The 16,785-nt window shown below is 74.5% G+C and carries 16 protein-coding genes; 6 read left to right on the top strand and 10 right to left on the bottom strand.

Annotated elements, in window-relative coordinates:
* Nucleotides 1-50: 50 nt before the first annotated feature.
* Entirely contained in the window at nt 51-1,061 is a 1,011-nt protein-coding gene (locus tag BX285_RS20610) for a winged helix-turn-helix domain-containing protein (protein WP_257032931.1), read from the bottom strand.
* Nucleotides 1,062-1,135: 74 nt separating this feature from the next.
* Here BX285_RS20610 and BX285_RS20605 point away from each other — a divergent pair, with 74 nt between their 5' ends.
* The 4 genes from BX285_RS20605 to BX285_RS20590 all read left to right on the top strand — a co-directional run bounded on the left by BX285_RS20605 (nt 1,136) and on the right by BX285_RS20590 (nt 4,698).
* Complete coding sequence (locus BX285_RS20605) at nt 1,136-2,098, top strand: oxidoreductase (RefSeq protein WP_183107118.1); 963 nt, start codon at nt 1,136-1,138, stop codon at nt 2,096-2,098.
* Nucleotides 2,099-2,208: 110 nt separating this feature from the next.
* Nucleotides 2,209-2,835, top strand: a complete 627-nt coding sequence (locus tag BX285_RS20600; protein WP_121177743.1) for a histidine phosphatase family protein — start codon at nt 2,209-2,211, stop codon at nt 2,833-2,835.
* Nucleotides 2,836-2,951: 116 nt separating this feature from the next.
* Complete coding sequence (locus tag BX285_RS20595; protein ID WP_097239322.1) at nt 2,952-3,527, top strand: TetR/AcrR family transcriptional regulator; 576 nt, start codon at nt 2,952-2,954, stop codon at nt 3,525-3,527.
* Between the two features lie 106 nt (nt 3,528-3,633).
* Entirely contained in the window at nt 3,634-4,698 is a 1,065-nt protein-coding gene (locus BX285_RS20590; RefSeq protein ID WP_121176260.1) for an SDR family oxidoreductase, read from the top strand.
* 106 nt (nt 4,699-4,804) lie between these two features.
* On the opposite strand, the gene BX285_RS20585 is transcribed toward BX285_RS20590, so the two are convergent.
* The 5 genes from BX285_RS20585 to BX285_RS20565 all read right to left on the bottom strand — a co-directional run bounded on the left by BX285_RS20585 (nt 4,805) and on the right by BX285_RS20565 (nt 7,768).
* Nucleotides 4,805-5,692, bottom strand: coding sequence for a TIGR03619 family F420-dependent LLM class oxidoreductase (locus BX285_RS20585; protein ID WP_310794225.1), 888 nt, complete (start codon nt 5,690-5,692; stop codon nt 4,805-4,807).
* A gap of 131 nt (nt 5,693-5,823) precedes the next feature.
* The gene (locus BX285_RS20580) at nt 5,824-6,306 is read right to left on the bottom strand and encodes a hypothetical protein (protein ID WP_121176258.1); all 483 of its coding nucleotides are present in this window, start codon (nt 6,304-6,306) and stop codon (nt 5,824-5,826) included.
* A 56-nt stretch (nt 6,307-6,362) separates the two neighbouring features.
* Nucleotides 6,363-7,004, bottom strand: a complete 642-nt coding sequence (locus BX285_RS20575; RefSeq protein ID WP_121176255.1) for a bifunctional 2-polyprenyl-6-hydroxyphenol methylase/3-demethylubiquinol 3-O-methyltransferase UbiG — start codon at nt 7,002-7,004, stop codon at nt 6,363-6,365.
* Nucleotides 7,001-7,495 carry a hypothetical protein gene (locus BX285_RS20570; protein ID WP_143685861.1) on the bottom strand — a complete coding sequence of 165 codons (495 nt, stop codon included), beginning with the start codon at nt 7,493-7,495 and terminating at the stop codon, nt 7,001-7,003. Before BX285_RS20570 ends, BX285_RS20575 begins: the two co-directional genes overlap by 4 nt.
* Before the next feature lie 42 nt (nt 7,496-7,537).
* A complete protein-coding gene (locus tag BX285_RS20565; protein WP_097239318.1) occupies nt 7,538-7,768 on the bottom strand; it encodes a hypothetical protein in 231 nt (76 codons plus the stop codon).
* 128 nt (nt 7,769-7,896) lie between these two features.
* Between BX285_RS20565 and BX285_RS20560 the strand changes: the two genes are divergently transcribed.
* A complete protein-coding gene (locus BX285_RS20560; protein ID WP_147465199.1) occupies nt 7,897-8,550 on the top strand; it encodes a hypothetical protein in 654 nt (217 codons plus the stop codon).
* Nucleotides 8,551-8,576: 26 nt separating this feature from the next.
* On the opposite strand, the gene BX285_RS20555 is transcribed toward BX285_RS20560, so the two are convergent.
* The 3 genes from BX285_RS20555 to BX285_RS20545 form a co-directional block, all read right to left on the bottom strand.
* Complete coding sequence (locus BX285_RS20555; RefSeq protein ID WP_220783925.1) at nt 8,577-10,778, bottom strand: acyltransferase family protein; 2,202 nt, start codon at nt 10,776-10,778, stop codon at nt 8,577-8,579.
* Between the two features lie 133 nt (nt 10,779-10,911).
* Nucleotides 10,912-12,684: a glycosyltransferase family 2 protein gene (locus BX285_RS20550; RefSeq protein ID WP_310794224.1), complete on the bottom strand. Its 1,773-nt coding sequence runs from the start codon at nt 12,682-12,684 to the stop codon at nt 10,912-10,914.
* 235 nt (nt 12,685-12,919) lie between these two features.
* Entirely contained in the window at nt 12,920-13,486 is a 567-nt protein-coding gene (locus tag BX285_RS20545) for a GNAT family N-acetyltransferase (protein ID WP_121176250.1), read from the bottom strand.
* Nucleotides 13,487-13,848: 362 nt separating this feature from the next.
* On the opposite strand from BX285_RS20545, the gene BX285_RS20540 reads away from it, so the two are divergent.
* Complete coding sequence (locus BX285_RS20540) at nt 13,849-14,754, top strand: lysozyme (RefSeq protein WP_121176247.1); 906 nt, start codon at nt 13,849-13,851, stop codon at nt 14,752-14,754.
* A 120-nt stretch (nt 14,755-14,874) separates the two neighbouring features.
* On the opposite strand, the gene BX285_RS20535 is transcribed toward BX285_RS20540, so the two are convergent.
* Entirely contained in the window at nt 14,875-16,563 is a 1,689-nt protein-coding gene (locus BX285_RS20535) for a protease pro-enzyme activation domain-containing protein (protein WP_121176245.1), read from the bottom strand.
* Nucleotides 16,564-16,785: the final 222 nt, after the last annotated feature.

The following is a 16,785-nucleotide window of genomic DNA, read 5'->3' as shown; positions in this document are numbered from 1 at the left end:
ACGACACCGGGCCGCCCGGCCGACATTACGGTAGGCGGACGAACACATCGTCATCTCTCCCCCAGCGGCGCCAGCAGCGCCTCCGCCGACGCCGTCCGTGCGTACAGCACCGAGCGCCCCGCCCGGTGGGCGCTGACCAGGTGCGCGTCCCGCAGGGCCGTCAGGTACTGGGAGACCGCCGAAGCGGAGAGCCCGGTGCGCTGCGCGAGTTCGGTCGTGGAGGCCGGGGCCACGAGCTCCGTCAGCAGCCGGGCGCGGGAGCGGCCGAGGACGGCGGCCAGCGCCTCGGTGCCCGCCACCGGGGCGGTCGTGGTCCACAGGCTGCCGATGCCGCGGGCCGGGTACGCCAGCTGCAGCGGGTCGGGCGGGACGAGGCGGGTGTAGAGCGCGGGCCCGGTGAAGGCGGACGGGACGAGCAGCAGGCCCGCCCCGGCGGTGCGGCCCGGCAGCGGGCGGGTGCGGTGACGCAGCCGCAGGGTGTCCTCGGTCCAGCGGAGTTCGGTGTGCAGGTCGTTCAGGGCGTGCGCCGCGCCGTGTTCGGCGGCCTGGCGGGCGCGGTGCAGCACGTCCGCATCCAGGACGGCGCGGATCCGCGCCCAGTACGGGGCGAGCGCGAGTTCCCAGTACGCCTCGACCGCTTCGGTGAGCCGGCCGAGCCCTGCGGCCGGGTCTGTGTACAGGGCGCGCAGCCGGGGGCCGAGGCCGCCGCGGCCCTCCTGACGCCGGTCGTCCTGCAGCCGGTCGAGCTCGCGGCGGACCTGCCCGGTCGGGGTGGCCCGGATCGCGGCCAGCTCCTCATCCAGGGTGGGGGCGGGCCCGGCGGGCGTGGGGTTGAGGAAGTCCGGCACGTACCCGGCGGGCGGGACCAGCTCGGCGAGCAGGGCGTACGCCGGGCCGAGCGTCGCCAGCCGTGGCCGCACCTGCTCCGCCCAGGGGCGGTGGACGGGGTGGGCGAGCCCCGAGCCCAGCAGCCGCAGGCTCGGGCCGACCTCCCACATCGGGCAGACGGCGAAGCGCATCCGCGCCAGGTCACCCGCCGTGAACAGCAGTTCGGCCGCCAAGCCCGCACCCCCGTGGATTCAGACATGTTCGAATCATTGGCGGTCAGGCTAGTTCATTGCCGATCATGATCGACATGACTTCGGAGACCACCCCCACCGCCCCCGTAACCACCACCCCCGTGACCGCCGCCACCCCCGTGACCGCCGCCGCCTCCGGCACCTGGACGCTCGGCGACCGCACCGTCCACCGCATCGGCTTCGGCACGATGCGCCTGCCGCAGACCGGCCCGGCGCTCGTCCCGCACGCCGTCCCGCGCGACCGCGAGCAGGCCCTGCGGGTGCTGCGCCGCGCGGTCGAACTCGGCGTCAACCACATCGACACCGCCGCCTTCTACTTCTCCCGGCTCCGCTCCGCCAACGAGCTGATCAACCGGGCGCTCGCGCCGTACGGCGACGACCTGGTGATCGCCACCAAGGTCGGCCCGGCCCGCGGCCTCGACGGCGAGTGGGCGGAGCACGCCCGCACCCCCGAGCGGCTGCGCGCCCAGGTCGAGCAGAACCTGCGCGAGCTCGGCCGCGACCACCTCGACCTGGTCAACCTGCGGATCCACGGCACCGACTCCGTCGCCGAACGCTTCGGCGCCCTCGCCGAGTTGCGGCAGGCCGGGCTGATCCGCCACCTCGGCCTCTCCAACGTCCGCCCGCACCAGCTCGCCGAGGCGCAGGCCATCGCCCCCGTGGTGTGCGTGCAGAACCCGTACGGCATCGGCGCCTCGCCCGAACAGGACGAGCTGCTGCGGCTCTGCGGCGAGCAGGGCATCGCCTTCGTCCCCTTCTACGCGATCGCCGGCGCGGGGCGGGAGGGCGGCGCGAGCGGCGCGAGCGAGGCCGAACCCACGCAGGTACGGGCGGTGGCCGAGGCCCGCGGGATCAGCACCGCGCAGGTGCGGCTGGCCTGGACGCTGCACCGGGGCCCACACGTCCTGGCCATCCCCGGCACCGGCGACGTGGCGCACCTGGAGGACAACATCGCCGCCGGCGAACTGCGGCTGACCGCCGAGGAACTGGCCCTGCTGGACGAGGCCCACGCCGGCTGAACCGACACCGACCGGTCGGGCCCACGCCGACCGAGCCGGAACCGGCCGAGGCTCGTGGTGCGTCGCTCCGGGACGACAAGGCACCGATGATCGCCGAGGAGTCCCGGGGCATGACCGACCACGCCACCCGCTACCTCTACCTGGCCCGCCACGGCGAGGCCGCGCACACCGAGGGCGGCGGGCTGACCGCCGCCGGGCGCCGGCAGGCCACCCTGCTGGGCCGGCGGCTGGCGGGCCGGCCGATCACGGCGGTGCACCACGGCCCGCTGCCCCGGGCCGCCGAGACCGCGCGGCTGGTCGCGGAGCAGTTGGACGGCGTGCTCCCGACGGTGTGCGAGGAGGCCGGGGACTACCTGCCGTACCTGCCCGAGCGGGCCGAACTTCCCGAGGACAGTGCGGAGTTCCTGCTGGATTTCCTGTCGCACGCCACCCCGGAGGAGTGCGCGAGCGGTGCGGTGCTGGCGCCGCGCGCGGTCGAGCGGTTCACCGGGCCGGTGGCGGGCGGCGAGGAGCGGCACGAACTGGTCGTCACCCACGCCTTCCTGGTCGGCTGGCTGGTCCGGCACGCCCTGGACGCCCCGGCCTGGCGCTGGCTCGGCCTCAACGTCGCCAACGCGGGCCTGACGGTGCTGCGGTACGCCCCCGGCCGGCCACCGTCCGTCCTGCTGCTGAACGACCAGGGCCACCTGCCCGAGGAGCTGCGCTGGACCGGATTCCCGGCCGCACTGCGCTTTTGACGCCTGCCGGCGCCTGTTCGAGGCCTGTTCGAGGCCTGCTGACTCCTGTTGGCGCCTGCCGAGACCTTGTCCACGCCCCGTCGACAAAAATATGCAGACCGGTCTACTATCGCCGCATGGGAGTCAAGGGCGAGGAGACCCGGGCCCGGCTGATCGCCGGCACCAGGGAACTGATCGAGGCACAGGGCTACTTCGGGACGGGCCTGAACCGGATCGTGGCCGGCACCGGCGCACCGCGCGGCTCGCTCTACTTCCACTTCCCCGGCGGCAAGGACCAGTTGGTGGCGGCCGCCCTCACCGAGGCCGGCCAGGAGGTCGAGGCACTGATCGCCGCCCTGGCCGCCGAGGGCGCCGACACCGCCACCCTCGCCGACCGCCTCATCGAGGCCTTCGCCGAGCGCCTGGCGCAGTCCGACTACGCCAGCGGCTGCCCGATCGCGACCGTCGCCCTGGAGACGGCGGGCACCAACGAGGCGCTGCGGACCGTCTGCGCCGAGGTGTACGCGAGCTGGCAGCAGGTCCTGACCGCCCGCCTGGAGGCTGAAGGCTTCGGCCCGGCCGAGGCCGAGACCGCCGCCGGCCAGACCCTCGCCCTGCTGGAGGGCGCCGTCCTGCTCGCCTCCGTCCGACGCAGCCGCGAGCCCCTGGACCACGCCCGGCACGCCGTCCGGCACCTGCTCGGCATCAAGTAGCGGCACGGGGCCGACGGGCGCGCCGCACACCGAGCGGCGCACCCGTCCTCGTGCGCCCAAAAAATATGCAGACCGGTCTACTGATTCCCGACTCCTGGAGTACCGCATGGCGCCCCTCCCACCCCGCACCCCGCCCCGCACCCTCGTCCTCGGCGCCACCGGCTTCCTCGGCCGCTGGCTCCTCCTCGAACTCCTCTTCCGCGGCGAGCCCGTGGCCGCCGCCGTCCGCGACAGCGACCGCGCGGCCGCCCTCCGCCACTGGCTGCGCGCCCACGACGCCGACGACGCCGCCCTGACCACCGTCGCCGCCGACCTCACCCGCCCCGGCCTCGGCCTCTCCCCCGAGGACGACGCCCGGCTCACCGAGGTCCGCGACGTCCACAACCTCGCCGCCCGCTACGACTTCGGCCTCACCCGCGCCCAGGCCGAGCCCGCCAACGTCCACGGCGCCCTGCACGCACTGGAGTGGTCCGCGACCCGTCCCCGGCTGCGCCGCCTGGTCCACCTGTCCGGCTACCGGGTCGGCCGCGACCCCCAGCCGCGCCATCCGCTGGACGAGCGCGCCACCGCCGCCCTCTACACCCGCCTCGGCGCGTACGAGGCGTCCAAGCAACTCGGCGACGCCGCCGTCCGCGTCACCGCACCCCGCCTCGGCGTCCCCCTCACCACCGTCAACCCGAGCAGCGTGATCGGCCACTCGCGCACCGGCGAGGCCGGCCAGTACCTCGGCCTGGCCCAGCTGGTCCGCCGGCTCCACCGCGGCCGCCTCCCCCTGCTGCCCGGCACCCGGCGCACCTTCCTGCCCGTCGTCACCGTCGACCACCTGGCCCGTTTCCTCGCCGTCGTGCCCGACCACGACCGCGCCCCCGTCCAGGCCCACACCGTCCTCGACCCCGACACCCCCCTCCTCCCCGAGCTGATCGCCCTCCTCGCCACCCACCTCGGCGTCCGCCCACCCCGCGGCCTGGTCCCCGTCCCGCTCGTCCGCCGTCTCCCCCGCGCCCTCACCGGCGCCGACCCGGAGACCCTCACCTTCCTCTCCGAGGACCGCTACGACACCACCTCCGCCGACCACCTCAGCGCCGCAGCCGGCCTCACCCAGCCACCCGTCGCCCCCGCCCTCACCCGCTGGGCCACCCGCCTGGTCGAGGAGGACTTCGGCACGAAGTGAGGCTGCTCCCGGACCTTGCGCAGGAAGTCGGCCCGCCCGACTTCCTGCGCATCAGTTCCCACAGCCACTGCTTCGTCCACTCCGTCGGCGACGACAACGCCGTGGATCAGCCGAGCTGCGGCATGACCGCGGACGCGATCCACTGCATCGCCCGTTCCACGTGGTCAGCCGCCACGGGAAGCCACAGGGTGCAGACGGCGAGACCCGATTCCGCGAGCTTCCCCAAAGCGTCGACGACGGTCGCCGCGGTGGGCGCAAGGCCGCCGAGGGGCTGCCCCGGCGGCGGGACGACCGCAGGAATCCCGGGAGGCGTGAGGAACACGGCCGAAGCGAGCGTCAGACGGTCGGCTCGCTCTTCGGTTTCGGCGAGCTCACGGAGACGGCGCCGTACGTCGGCGAGGTCCGCGGCGTCGACGCCGGTGCCGTACCAGCCGTCGCCGAACCGCAGTGCGCGGCGCAGCGCGGCGTCACTGTGGCCGCCGACCCACACCGGCGGGCCGCCTCGGGTCACCGGCGGCACCCCCAGGCGGGCCGCGCGCAAGGTCGTGAACGGCCCCTCGAAGTCGGCGGGACGATTCGTCCACAGGGCCCTGGCGGCTGCGAGATGGTCGTCGGTGCGGGCGCCTCGTTCTCGGGAGGGCACGCCGACGGCCTCGAACTCGTCAGGGTTCCACCCGGTGCCGACGCCCAGGATCAGGCGGCCGCCGGACACGACGTCCAGCGTGGCCGCCTGGTTGGCGAGCACCAGCGCCGGATAGTACGGCGCGACGAGCACGGACGTCAGCAACCGCAGGCGGGTCGTCGCACCGGCGACGGCCGAGAGCAGGACGAGCGGGTCGGTGTCGAGACCGAATCCGCTGTCCAGGAGGCGGTTGCCGACTGCCACGTGGTCGAAGCCCAGCTGCTCGGCCTGCGAGGCGGCACGGAGCACGGCCGTTCCGTCCTCGACCGGCCAGCGTGGCTGGAGCGAGACACCGAGGCGCAACACGGACATGAGAAGGGCCTTTCAGTGGCGGTCCGGTGGACTGACACCACACCCAACACCCTTGCCACACCGGTTCATCCACGGAAGGGAGCGCGAACTTCCGCCGGCATCGGGCCGGATCCACGGCAACCCCTCGCTCGTCAGCCGGTTCGGGGATCGTACGCCTCCAGCACGATCGGCCGGATATCGTCCGTGTCCCCCAGGCGGTGGGCGAGCAGGCCGTACATGTCGTCGAGCTTGCCCCTGCTCAGGTAGACCTTCCGCCCGGTGACCATCAGCTCCGGCCTTACGAAGCGCACGAGGTGCGTGGCGAACGCCTCCAGTTCCCTCGCCGTGTCGGGAGGCAGGGCGACCGGGCAGGGCTGCCGGGGCGCGTCGCCGGCCGCGATCCGGCCGAGCCAGTCGGCCACGGCCTCGACCTCCCCCGGCGGCACGCCGAGGGCCGCCGCGCAGCGCCGCAGGTCCGGCAGCACGACCTGCTGCGTCTCCTCGGACCGCTCCACCTGCTCCGGAACCGCCGCCCCGGGCGCCACGGTGATGAAGTTCGCGACCTGCGCCTGGACGGCGACCCGGGCCGTCACGTCCGACATCTCGTTGTGGACGCCCCCGCCCGAAGCCTGCACCCCGAACTCCTCTGTGGCAGCGACGTGTTGGACCGCACCACCGAACGTACCGGATCTCAGCCGGGAAGTTCGAACACCAGCGAGGTCCAGTGCACCCCGGCACGGCCGTGCAGGTCGGGCCGGTGGCCGTGGTGCAGGAGGCGCAGGCCGCAGGCGGCGGCGAGGTCGGTGGTGTGCTCGGGCGGGAGGTCGACCATGTGGCGGCCGGGTGGGACGGGGCCGTGGCGGACGGTGAGGGCGAGGCGGCCGCCGGGGGTGAGGAGAGCGGCGAGTTTGGCCATCGCGGGCGGGCGTTCGGCGGGGGTCAGGTGCATCCACACCGCGGTGAGCAGCACGAGGTCGTAGCGCTCGCCCTCGGCGCGGAGCAGCGGGAGCCCGGGCAGCGCGTCCGCGATCCAGCGGAGGTCCACGCCGGGGTGCAACCGTGCGCCGACGGCGCGGAGTTCGGGGGTCGGTTCGACGGCCACCACCCGGTGGCCGAGCGCGGCGAGGGCGGCGGCATCGCGGCCGGTGCCGGCGCCGATGTCGAGGACGGCGGCGGGTGGCGCCGGGTAGTGGTGCAGCAGTTCGCGGTGGACCTCGGCGAAGCTCACGCTCTCGTACTGGACGGCGAGTTGTTCGGCCTCTTCGCCGTAGCCCGCCGTGCCGGCCGGGAAGGCCGGGATGGCCGTGCCGGCCGGGAAGGCCGGGGTGGTCACTCGGCCTCCCGGACGACCACCGCGTCCCCGGCGGCGGCCGCCGCAGCGAAGAAGTCCCGTAGTTCGCGCAGGTCGTTGACGACGGCGGCGGCCCAGGCCTCGGACCAGGGCGTCGGGTAGCCGAGGTCCTCGACGGTGCGGGCGAGCACGGTGTCCTGTTGCCGGACCAGTTCGCCGAGCGCCGAGCCGCGCAGGAAGGCGGAGGCCGCCGTGACCTGTTCGGGGCGCAGCACCGGCATCGCGGTGCCGGGTTCGCGCCGCGCCCCGCCGTAGACGGGGAGCCGGGCGGCCGGGTCGGGGTGCAGGCCGTTCTCGGTGAGCGCGAGTTCCATCAGGACGGCGGTTCGCCGGACGCCGAGGGCGAGCCCGGCGGCGGCCATCCGGTCGTACCGGCCGTCGCGGTGCCGGGGCACGAGGTCGCCCAGTTCCGCGGCCGAACAGCTGTCCAGGGCCTGCCCGGGCAGACGACACCAGAAGTGATCCACACTCACCCGCTCAGCCTAACGGTGCCGGGACTACTGCGGAGCCTGCGTTCAGGCCTCGCCGGGGTGCCAGGCGGGCCACTCCCAGGGGCGGTCGGCCCACTGGACCCGTTGGGGGTCGTGCGGGTCGAGGTCGGGGAAGAGCTGGTGGACGCGCGGCTCGAACTCCTCCGGTGCGAGCGGCTCCCAGCCGTGGCCCTCGAAGTGGACGAGGCGGTAGCGGCTGTCGGTCCGGAACTCGGCCACCTCGACCAGGGGCGCGGACGTGCTGTTGGTCTCCATGACCCCAAGCATGTGGTGCGGTGGCAATCAGCGCCCGCTCAGACCCCTCTTCCGGGTCATGTCCCGGCGTCGGCGCGCTCGTTGAGCACCGGAAAGGTACGCCGGGGGGCCGCGGGAAGGACGAGCAGATGACTGGGCAGCCCACCGGAGGGCAGTGGCAGTGGCCGCGGGACGCGTGGCAGCCGCCTCCCGTCCCGATGACTCCTCCGCCTCCGCCGCCCCCACTGGCCCGGCCGCCGCGGCGTTCGCGCAAGGCCTGGGCGGCCGCGGCGGTCGGGACGGGTGCGGTGCTGGCGTCGGTCCTGGTGATGTGCGGGCCGGGCTCGGGTGACGACCTGCAGGTGACGGCGATGCCGGGGGCCTCCCCGTCCGTCTCGGACCCGGCCTCCGGCCCGGCCTCGGACCCGGCCGCTCGGCTGCTGCCGGTCTCCCCGCCGCCCGCCACGCCCGCGCCCTCGCCCCTGCCGGCCCCCGTCCCGGCCTCCGGCGCCACGGGCGGGCCGGGTGACGCGAAGACGGCGGAGACCGCGGCCCCCACGCCCGAGGCCGGGGTGGCGGACGCCCAGCACGGCTCTGCGAGTGCGCGGCCGAGGCCAGGCCACAGCCCGCACGCCACGGCACCGGCCCACGGGGCGTCGGGCGCGCCCGCCCCGGGTGGCCCGGGGGCGGGCGCGGCGATGCCGGGCGTCGGCCCGGGCACCATCTGCGACCAGGCCGAACGCGTCGGCCGCTGGCCGGCCGGCTCGGAGCAGGCCCGGCTCTGCCGCGGCGTCTACGGCTGAGCCGCCGAAGCACCGGAAGCCCCCCACTAGAAACCGCCGGACGCCCCGAGCACCCCCTGGTCCAGCCGGGGCGCCAGCACCCGCGCCAGGGTGTCGGTGATGTGCCCGGTGTCCCGGTACAGCACGACGCCCTCCAGCACGGCCGGGCAGGAGGGCCCGGTGCCGGGGCAGAGCAGCGGGCCGAGGTCGAGGGTCCGGACGCCGTACCGGGCGGCGAGTCCGCCGTCGAGCATCGGGTCGGGCTCGAAGGCGGTGTCGCGCGGGAAGGAGCAGGCGTCGGAGCGCCCGTCGGAGGCGGCCAGGCAGGTCGGGATGTCCTTGCCGGGCATCGGGGTGTCGCCGAGGTAGGCGAGCGGGGTGCCGAGCGCGGTGAGCCGGTCGAGGGTGCGGGTCCAGCCCTCGGTGCGTTCCTCCTGGCTGCCGTAGCGGTTGAGGCCGGCCATCAGGACCAGGCGCGGCTTGGGCCCGGTGGCGAGCCGGGTGAGGGTGTTCTCGCGCCAGCGGTCGCATTCGTCGAAGGTTCGGCCGAGGACGGTGTTGCGCACGGTGAGGGTGGCCAGCGGGCAGCCGGGCTTGACGAGGACTTCCAGCGCCCAGTGCCGCTGGTCGGCCATGGCGAGGGCGGCGGATATCCACTGGCCGGCGTGGGAGTCGCCGAGCAGCACGATCCGGTCGGGGCTGTGCTCGGTGCCGAAGAGGCAGCGGGGGCTGCTGTCGGCGTTGAGCGGGATCTCGCAGCCCTTGCCGGGCGGGAAGTCCTGCCGGGCGCGGGCGAGCGGGGGTGTGAGGGCGAGCACCCGGGTGCCGGGGGCGAGCAGGCCTGGGCCGTCGGCGGCTCCGGCGGGGGCGGCCGTGGGTCCGGCGGGGGCGTCGCCGAGGGCGCGTACGGTGCCGCCGCCGAGGGTGAGGGCGGCGATCAGCGGGATGGCGAGGGCGCTGGCGCCGACCGCGAGCCCGCGCCGGGGCGCCGGGCTGCTGCCGTACCGCAGCGGCTGTTCGACCAGCCGCAGGGTGAGCCAGGCGGGCAGCGCGCTCGCCGCCGTGAGCGCGACCAGGACGGGCCAGGGCAGGGCGCCGTACCGGGCCTGGGCGATGGTCAGCACCGGCCAGTGCCAGAGGTACCAGGTGTAGGAGAGGCGCCCGGCGGCACGCAGCGGACGGGTGGCGAGCAGGCGTCCGGCGTCGACGGCGCGCAGCGGGCCGTGTCCGGCGAGCAGGACGGCGGCGGTGCCGAGGACGGGCAGCAGGGCGGCGGCGCCGGGGAACGGCGTGTCGCGGTCGTAGCGGGCGATCGGGGCGAGGACGGCGGCCAGGCCGAGCCAGCCGAGCAGCCGCAGTGCCCACCGGACCCACGGCACCGGGCTCCGTTCGGTACGGGGGCCGAGCGCGCCGCCGGCGAGGGCCGCACAGGCGCCCGCCGCGAACTCCCAGAGCCGGCTGCCGGTGGAGAAGTAGGCGAGCGGCGCCGAGGTGTGGGTCCAGCGCAGGCAGAGCAGCAGCGAGAGGGCGCCGATGGTGACGGTTGCGAGGGTGATCGCGAGGGTGCGGAGCCGCCCGTGCAGATGGCGGGCGAGGCCGAGCAGCAGGATGCCCCAGAGCAGGTAGAACTGGTTCTCCACGCCGAGTGACCAGAAGTGCTGCAGCGGGCTGGGGTCGCGGTCGGCGGCCAGGTAGTCGGTCTGCTGGCCGACGAAGCGCCAGTTGGCGTACTGGCCGGCGACGGCGATCAGGTCGCGGGCGAGGTCGGTGCCGCGCAGCGGGTCGAGCAGCGCGCCGCCGGCGGCGGCGGTGGCGACCAGGACGGTGGCGGCGGCGGGCAGGATGCGCCGGGCCCGGCGGGCGGCGAAGTCCCACAGGCCGAGCGGTCGGGCGAGCAGCAGCCCGGTGATCAGGTAGCCGGAGATGACGAAGAAGATGTCGACGCCGACGTAGCCGCCGGTCAGGCCGGGTACGGCGGCGTGGAAGGCGAGGACGGACAGCACGGCGATGCCGCGCAGCCCCTCGATGTCGGGGCGGAAGGCGGTGCGCCGGCGGGGTGGCCCGCTCTCGGCGACGGTGGCGCCAGTGACGGCGGTGGCGGCGGTGGCGGCGGTGGCGACGGTGGCGGCGGTGGCGCCCTTCGGGGCGGCCGGTTCTCGGTCCACCCGGACGACCTCGGGCAGCAGGTCGTCGGCGGTGGCCGTGGCGGGTCGGGACGGTGCGTTCGAAGGCGGGACGGCCGTTGACACGGCGGCGCTCCTTGCAGGCTGGCAGCGGTGGTCGGGCCGCCGGGCCGATGGGGCGGCCGGGCGGAGTCCGCGCCGGTGGGGCGACGCGCAGTTGAACTCAACAGACGGAATGAAAGCGCGACTTGACGGAACGTCAGAAGATCAGCGGATCGGCCCAGCCCGACGCCAGCAGCCCGCAGAGCAGCAGCACGGCGGTGACGGCGACGGCTTCGGCCCGTCCGAACCCGAGGTTCGAGCGGCCCCGGGCGGGCGCGGCGATCTCTCCGACAGCGGCGCCCTTGCCGCCGTCGGCCCCCTTGCCGCCGTTCGCACTCTTGCCGCCGTTCGCACCGTTCAGGAGCGGCCACAGGGCCCTGATCAGCGGGATCATGGTGTACGCGGTGAGCGCCAGCAGTGCGGCGAGCGCCCAGTACGGCCGCCAACCGTGCAGCAGTGCGGCCCGGACGAGTCCGGCGGCGCCCGCGAGGACGACGAATCCGAGCCAGCCGACCCCGATCCGGGCGACGGCACGGGCGAGTGAACTGCCGCCCGACACGGCGCCGGTGGGCACCCAGTCGGCGGAGCGGCGGCGCAGCGCGTGCGCGATGGCGACGATGTGGCAGAGCCCGCCCAGGAGTTGGACCCGGGTGACCTCGAAGCGCCAGCGGGTGCGGGACATCGCGGGCAGCAGCACCAGGGCGACCCAGATCGGCGGCAGGAAGGGGAGCACCTGCCAGGGGGCGATCTCGGCGGGCCGGAAGAACAGCATGATCAGGGCGGGCAGCGGTACGGCGAAGACGTTCACGGCACTGGTGACGTAGCCGAGGATGCCGTTCCAGAAGCAGAGCCGGGCGGACTTCGACAGCGGACCGCGCCGGAAGCCGGGGTCGCGGACGAGGGCGAGGGAGCCGAGGCACCAGCGGTACTGCTGGCTGATGAAGGCGGGCAGGCCGGTGGGCGACATGCCCTTGGCGACCAGCGCGGGCACGTAGCGGGTGGCCCAGCCGGCGCGGGCGAGGGCGAGGCCGGTGTAGAGGTCCTCACTGTGGTCGATCTCGGCGAAGCCGCCGATCCGCTGCAGGGCGGCGCGCCGGTAGAGGGCGTTGGTGCCGCAGCAGACGGTGCCGTCCTGGGCGTCCCGGGAGGGCTGGATCCAGCGGTAGAAGATCTCCTGGGTGGCTCCGGCGGCGCGTTCGAGCCAGGACATGTCGGCGTCGGTGTCGAAGCACTGCGGACTCTGGACGATGCCGACCCCGGGGTTGTCGAGGTAGGGCACCAGGTGGTGCAGGAAGTCGGGGCGGGGGCAGAAGTCGGCGTCGAGGACGGCGATGATCTCACCGCTGCCCTCGGCCAGCCCGTGGTTGAGGTTGCCGGCCTTCTTGAAGCGGCCGCGGTCGGGGCGGGCGCGGTACTGGAAGCCGTAGGACTCGGCGAGTCGGCGGACCTCGGGGCGGTCGGCGTCGTCGAGGACGAGGACGGTGAGTTCGCCGGGCCAGCGGACGGCGGCGGTGTGGCGGTAGGCGTTGTCCAGGACGGCCAGCGGTTCGCCGGCGGTGGGCAGCAGGAGGTCCACGCCGGGGTGGTGGGCGGGCTGCCAGGCGCGCATCAGCAGGTCGTGCGAGTCGCGGGTGTAGCGGCGGGCGCGTTGGCCGTCGGTGAGCGAGAGCAGCCAGGTGGCCGCGTTGAGGACGGTGAGCAGGAGGAAGGGCCAGAGCAGTGGCTTGCTGAGGGCGAACAAGCCGAGGGTGGCGGTGGCTCCCGCGTAGGAGAGGGTGGCGCAGAGCAGCACCCAGCGGCGCTGCGGGCCGAAGTACCAGTAGAGCTCCTCGTCGTCGGGCGGGCGGGGCAGTCGGAGGTCGGGGTCCGGGGGCGTCGGGCGCGGACCGGCGTCGGGCGCGGGCATGGCGGTGCCATGGAGTGCGGGCATGCGGAAATGGCCCCCCTGGGCAGCGGACGGAACGTGGCCGTTCGCCCTCAGCTTCTCACATTGGCCTAGACCAATCGTGAACGAGGTATGACATCTCCGCATCGCCCCAGCTCGGCGACTTGACGCCGGATCACCTCCCGGAACCGAGCCGCACCAGCCCTGACCGACGCCTCCGACCGACGCTCCGACCGACGCCTCCGACCGGCCCCTCCGACCGGCCCCTCCGACCGGCCCGTCAGGAGGCCTTCAGCTCCTTGCTCAGGTGCTCGAACCGGAGGTCCGGCCGCAGTGGGATGCCGAAGCGCTCGTCGCCGTACGGGAAGGGGCTGAAGGCGCCGGTCCGCCGGTAGCCGCGCCGCTCGTACCAGGCGATCAGGTCGGCGCGCTGCGTGATCACCGCCATCTCCATCGCGCCGACGCCCCACTCCTGGCCGGCCACCCGCTCCGCCTCCGCCAGCACGGCCCGGCCGACCCCGCCGCCCTGCAGGCCGGGGCGCACCGAGAACATGCCGAAGTAGGCCTTCCCTCCGCGCCGCTCCAGCTGGCAGCAGGCGACCAGTTCGCCGTCGCGCTCGGCCAGCAGCACCAGCACCCCGGGGTTGCCGATGGCCTCGGTGAGGGCCTGCGGGTCGGTCCGCTGCCCGCCGAGCAGGTCGGCCTCGGTGGTCCAGCCGACCCGGCTGGCGTCGCCCCGGTAGGCGGACTCGACCAGCTCGACCAGCGCCGGGACGTCGGCGGGCGTGGCGGGGCGGAAGGCGGGCTCCCCGATGGGCCGGGCGGTGCCGGTGGCGTTGTCGATCATGGCTGGTCCTCTCCTCCGTGCCGGGTGCCGCCCGTACGGCAGGCACCTCGGCATCGTGTCACAGCCCGCGGCCCGCCCCCGGGGCCGCCGATCGGCGAAGACCACCGGGAGGGCCGGGACGGCCAGGACGGTCAGGACGCGCAGGACCGGCAGAACCAGCAGGACCGGCAACCCGCGTTGCCGGTGGTGGCGGTCCGGCACCTGGGGCGCCGGTTCAGGATGTGGTCCGAGATGCCTGGCGCTGCTGGCGGGTACATGGCTACTCTGCCGTACGGCCGGGCCAACCCCCGGTCGTACCAGGCCTCTTGGGCCGCACGCGCACACCGGATCAGACCCGTCCGTACCGGATCAGAGGAGTGCACATGCCCCGCTCTTCCCGCGCCGCCCGCACCGCCTGCGCCACCGGGCCCGACAGACCGGCCCGCCCCCGCCGCCTGCCCGTCCGGTCTGTCCTGTCCGTCCTCTCCGCGCTCGCCACCACCGCGCTGGTCGCCGGCGCAGCCGCCCCAGCCGCCTCCGCCTCCCCCATCGCCCCGACCGTCGAGGGCCGACCCGGCTTCCACCCCGACCGCGACTTCGCCGGCTCCACCGTCGCCGCCCACGAGGGCCGCGGCGCCGCGCCCCTCGCCTCCCTCGCGGTCACCCAGACCCCCGGGCTGGACGTCGCCAGCTACCAGGGCAACGTCAACTGGTCCTCGGCGGCGGCCAACGGCGCCCGCTTCGCCTACGTCAAGGCCACCGAGGGCACCGGCTACACCAACCCGTACTTCGCCCAGCAGTACAACGGCTCCTACAACTCCGGCCTGATCCGCGGCGCCTACCACTTCGCGCTGCCGAACAGCTCCTCCGGCGCCACCCAGGCCAACTACTTCGTCGACCACGGCGGCGGCTGGTCCGCCGACGGCAGGACCCTGCCGCCGGCCCTGGACATCGAGTACAACCCCTACGGCGCCACCTGCTACGGCCTGAGCCAGAGCGCCATGGTCAGCTGGATCCGCTCCTTCAGCGACACCGTCCACTCGCGCACCGGCCGCTACCCCACCATCTACACCACCACCAACTGGTGGACCCAGTGCACCGGCAACTACGGCGGCTTCGGCGCCACCAACCCGCTCTGGATAGCCCGTTACGCCTCCACCGTCGGCACCCTGCCGAACGGCTGGGGCTACCAGACCTTCTGGCAGTACGCGGACTCCGGCACCTTCCCCGGTGACCAGGACTACTTCAACGGCGCGACCGACCGGCTGAGCGCCCTCGCCCTGGGCTGACGGCGCTGACGGCGCTGACGGAACCGACAGCGCCCACGGACACGACGGTCGGTGCGGGGGCCGCCGCGGCGGTCCCCGCACCGACCGGTGCGGACCGAAGAGAACCGAACAGGAGCGGGTCTACAGCGCCTTGAGGCCGTCCAGCAGCTGCTGCCCGCCGGGGCTGCCGAGGCCGGTGCACGGATCCCAGCCGGGCCCGGAGGCGTAGGCGCCGTTGCTGCCCTGGGTGACGTCCCGCAGGACGCCCGTCGCGAACTTCGCGTACAGCAGCGGGTTCAGGAAGCCGACCGGGGCGCCGAGCCCCTCGTTGATCCGGGCCAGCAGGGCGGACCACATCGGGGCGGACGCGCTGGTGCCTCCGACCACGCCGAAGTGCACGCCGTCCACGCTCGGGACGACCACACCCGTCACCGGGTCGGCGAGGGCGGAGACGTCCGGGTCGCCGCGGCCCGCCGCGAACGGCGGGTTGACGGACGGCGGGACGTGGGCGTCATTCTGGTAGGGCGGCACCGGGAAGACGGCGCTGATGCCGCCGCCCGTGCGGCGGCCGGGGCCGTCGTCCCAGACGGTCTCGACGATCGCCCCGTGGTTCAGCACCAGCCGGGTGCCGCCGATGCCGAGCACGTGCGGGCTGGAGGACGGGAAGTCGGCGTGGGCGCGCTCGTCGAGGACGTCGTCGCGGGAGCCGTCGTCGCCCGAGGCGCAGCAGATGCTGATGTTCTTCTCCGCCGCGTTGGCGAAGGCCGCGTCGGCCCGGGCGACCGCTGCCGCGGTCCACCGGCTGCCGAGCACCGGTTCGGAGTTTCCGTAGCTTCCGGAGATCACCGAGGGCCGGTTGACGGTGTCGTTGACGATCCTGGTGATCACCTTGACCCAGCCCTGTTCGGTGAACTTGCTGAAGTACACGACGATCTTCGCCTTGGGCGCGAGGGCACCGACGACCGCCAGGTCGAGCATGATCTCGCCGCTGGAGTCGGGCGAGTCGGGGTCGGAATCCTGGCCCGGGTCGTTGCCCGTGCTGCCGACACCCGGGATCACGACGTTGCTGATGTCCGGCATGGGCAGATTCAGGACGTTGACGAAGTAGTTCCGCAGTGCGTCGATCGAGTAGCCCCCGGAGGGGACGCCCGGTGGCGTCTCCCCGTTAAAGGCGAGCACGGCGATGCACTGCCCGGCGCCGTCGGTGCCGGCGGGGTAGGCGTACGGGGCCTCCAGGTCCGTCGGGAAGAAGGTGCCCGGCGGCTTCTGCAGCGTGGTGTGCGCCGCCTTCGCGATACCGTTGGCGGCCCGCCGGAGCAGCAGGCGGTCGCCGATCGGCCGGTCGTCCAGGCCGAACACGCAGGTGACGATGTCGCGCAGGTCCGCGGGTACGTGGATCTGGCCTTCCCGGCCACGGTAGACCCGGGGTCGGTCGTTGGCGTCCCGGTAGCGGTAGCGGGCCAGGGTGACCCGGAAGGCGTTCGCGACGTCCTCGGTGGTCCCGGTCAGGTCGATGCTCCGGGCCGCCGCGTTCTCGTCGGAGACGGCGAGCCGGTGCTCGGCGGCGAAGGCCTCGACGGCCTTCAGGTCGGTGTCGCGCCAGCGGTGGGTGGCGGCGTACTCCTCGTCGGTGGGGACGGTGCGGCGGGTCGGCGGCTGCAGCGCCAGCTCGTACACGTTCGGCCGCTCGGGCGCAGCGGGGTCGCGCCGCAGGTAGACGGTGACGGTGAGGGGAGCCCGTGGGTCGGCCGGGCCGATGACCCGCGCTCCGCGGAGCGGAACGCGGGAGCTGTCCGGCAGCGCCACGTAGGGGGTGGTCGGGGTCGACATGATCGCTCCAGCGGTCGGGGGTTCAGCGCCGGGAGCCTCGCGACGGTGGGTCGTGTGCTTTCGACTGCTTTCGGCTGTCCGTGGACGGCGGACATTTATGCCGTATACGGACAGCGTCCGCCGCACGGCGCGCGCAGTCAAGGGGCGCCGCCCCCGGCCGAAAACGGGGGCGGCGCCTTCAGGAGCTTCGGTTGCTGCGGTGCTCAGGTACTCGGGTGCTGC

Origin of the sequence: Streptomyces sp. 1114.5, from assembly GCF_003635085.1 — a bacterium.
Taxonomy (GTDB): domain Bacteria; phylum Actinomycetota; class Actinomycetes; order Streptomycetales; family Streptomycetaceae; genus Kitasatospora.
The sequence above is the reverse complement of the archived record's forward strand: the minus strand, read 5'-3'. Positions and strand labels throughout refer to the sequence as shown.

Excerpts from the sequence above, each read along its gene's own strand:
- BX285_RS20545 (WP_121176250.1), bottom strand. The coding sequence starts at position 13,486 with ATGATCGACAACGCCACCGGCACCGCCCGGCCCATCGGGGAGCCCGCC.
- BX285_RS20585 (WP_310794225.1), bottom strand. The coding sequence starts at position 5,692 with ATGTCCGTGTTGCGCCTCGGTGTCTCGCTCCAGCCACGCTGGCCGGTC.
- BX285_RS20540 (WP_121176247.1), top strand. The coding sequence starts at position 13,849 with ATGCCCCGCTCTTCCCGCGCCGCCCGCACCGCCTGCGCCACCGGGCCC.
- BX285_RS20560 (WP_147465199.1), top strand. The coding sequence starts at position 7,897 with ATGACTGGGCAGCCCACCGGAGGGCAGTGGCAGTGGCCGCGGGACGCG.
- BX285_RS20565 (WP_097239318.1), bottom strand. The coding sequence starts at position 7,768 with ATGGAGACCAACAGCACGTCCGCGCCCCTGGTCGAGGTGGCCGAGTTC.
- BX285_RS20550 (WP_310794224.1), bottom strand. The coding sequence starts at position 12,684 with ATGCCCGCACTCCATGGCACCGCCATGCCCGCGCCCGACGCCGGTCCG.
- BX285_RS20590 (WP_121176260.1), top strand. The coding sequence starts at position 3,634 with ATGGCGCCCCTCCCACCCCGCACCCCGCCCCGCACCCTCGTCCTCGGC.
- BX285_RS20600 (WP_121177743.1), top strand. The coding sequence starts at position 2,209 with ATGACCGACCACGCCACCCGCTACCTCTACCTGGCCCGCCACGGCGAG.
- BX285_RS20535 (WP_121176245.1), bottom strand. The coding sequence starts at position 16,563 with ATGTCGACCCCGACCACCCCCTACGTGGCGCTGCCGGACAGCTCCCGC.
- BX285_RS20595 (WP_097239322.1), top strand. The coding sequence starts at position 2,952 with ATGGGAGTCAAGGGCGAGGAGACCCGGGCCCGGCTGATCGCCGGCACC.
- BX285_RS20605 (WP_183107118.1), top strand. The coding sequence starts at position 1,136 with ATGACTTCGGAGACCACCCCCACCGCCCCCGTAACCACCACCCCCGTG.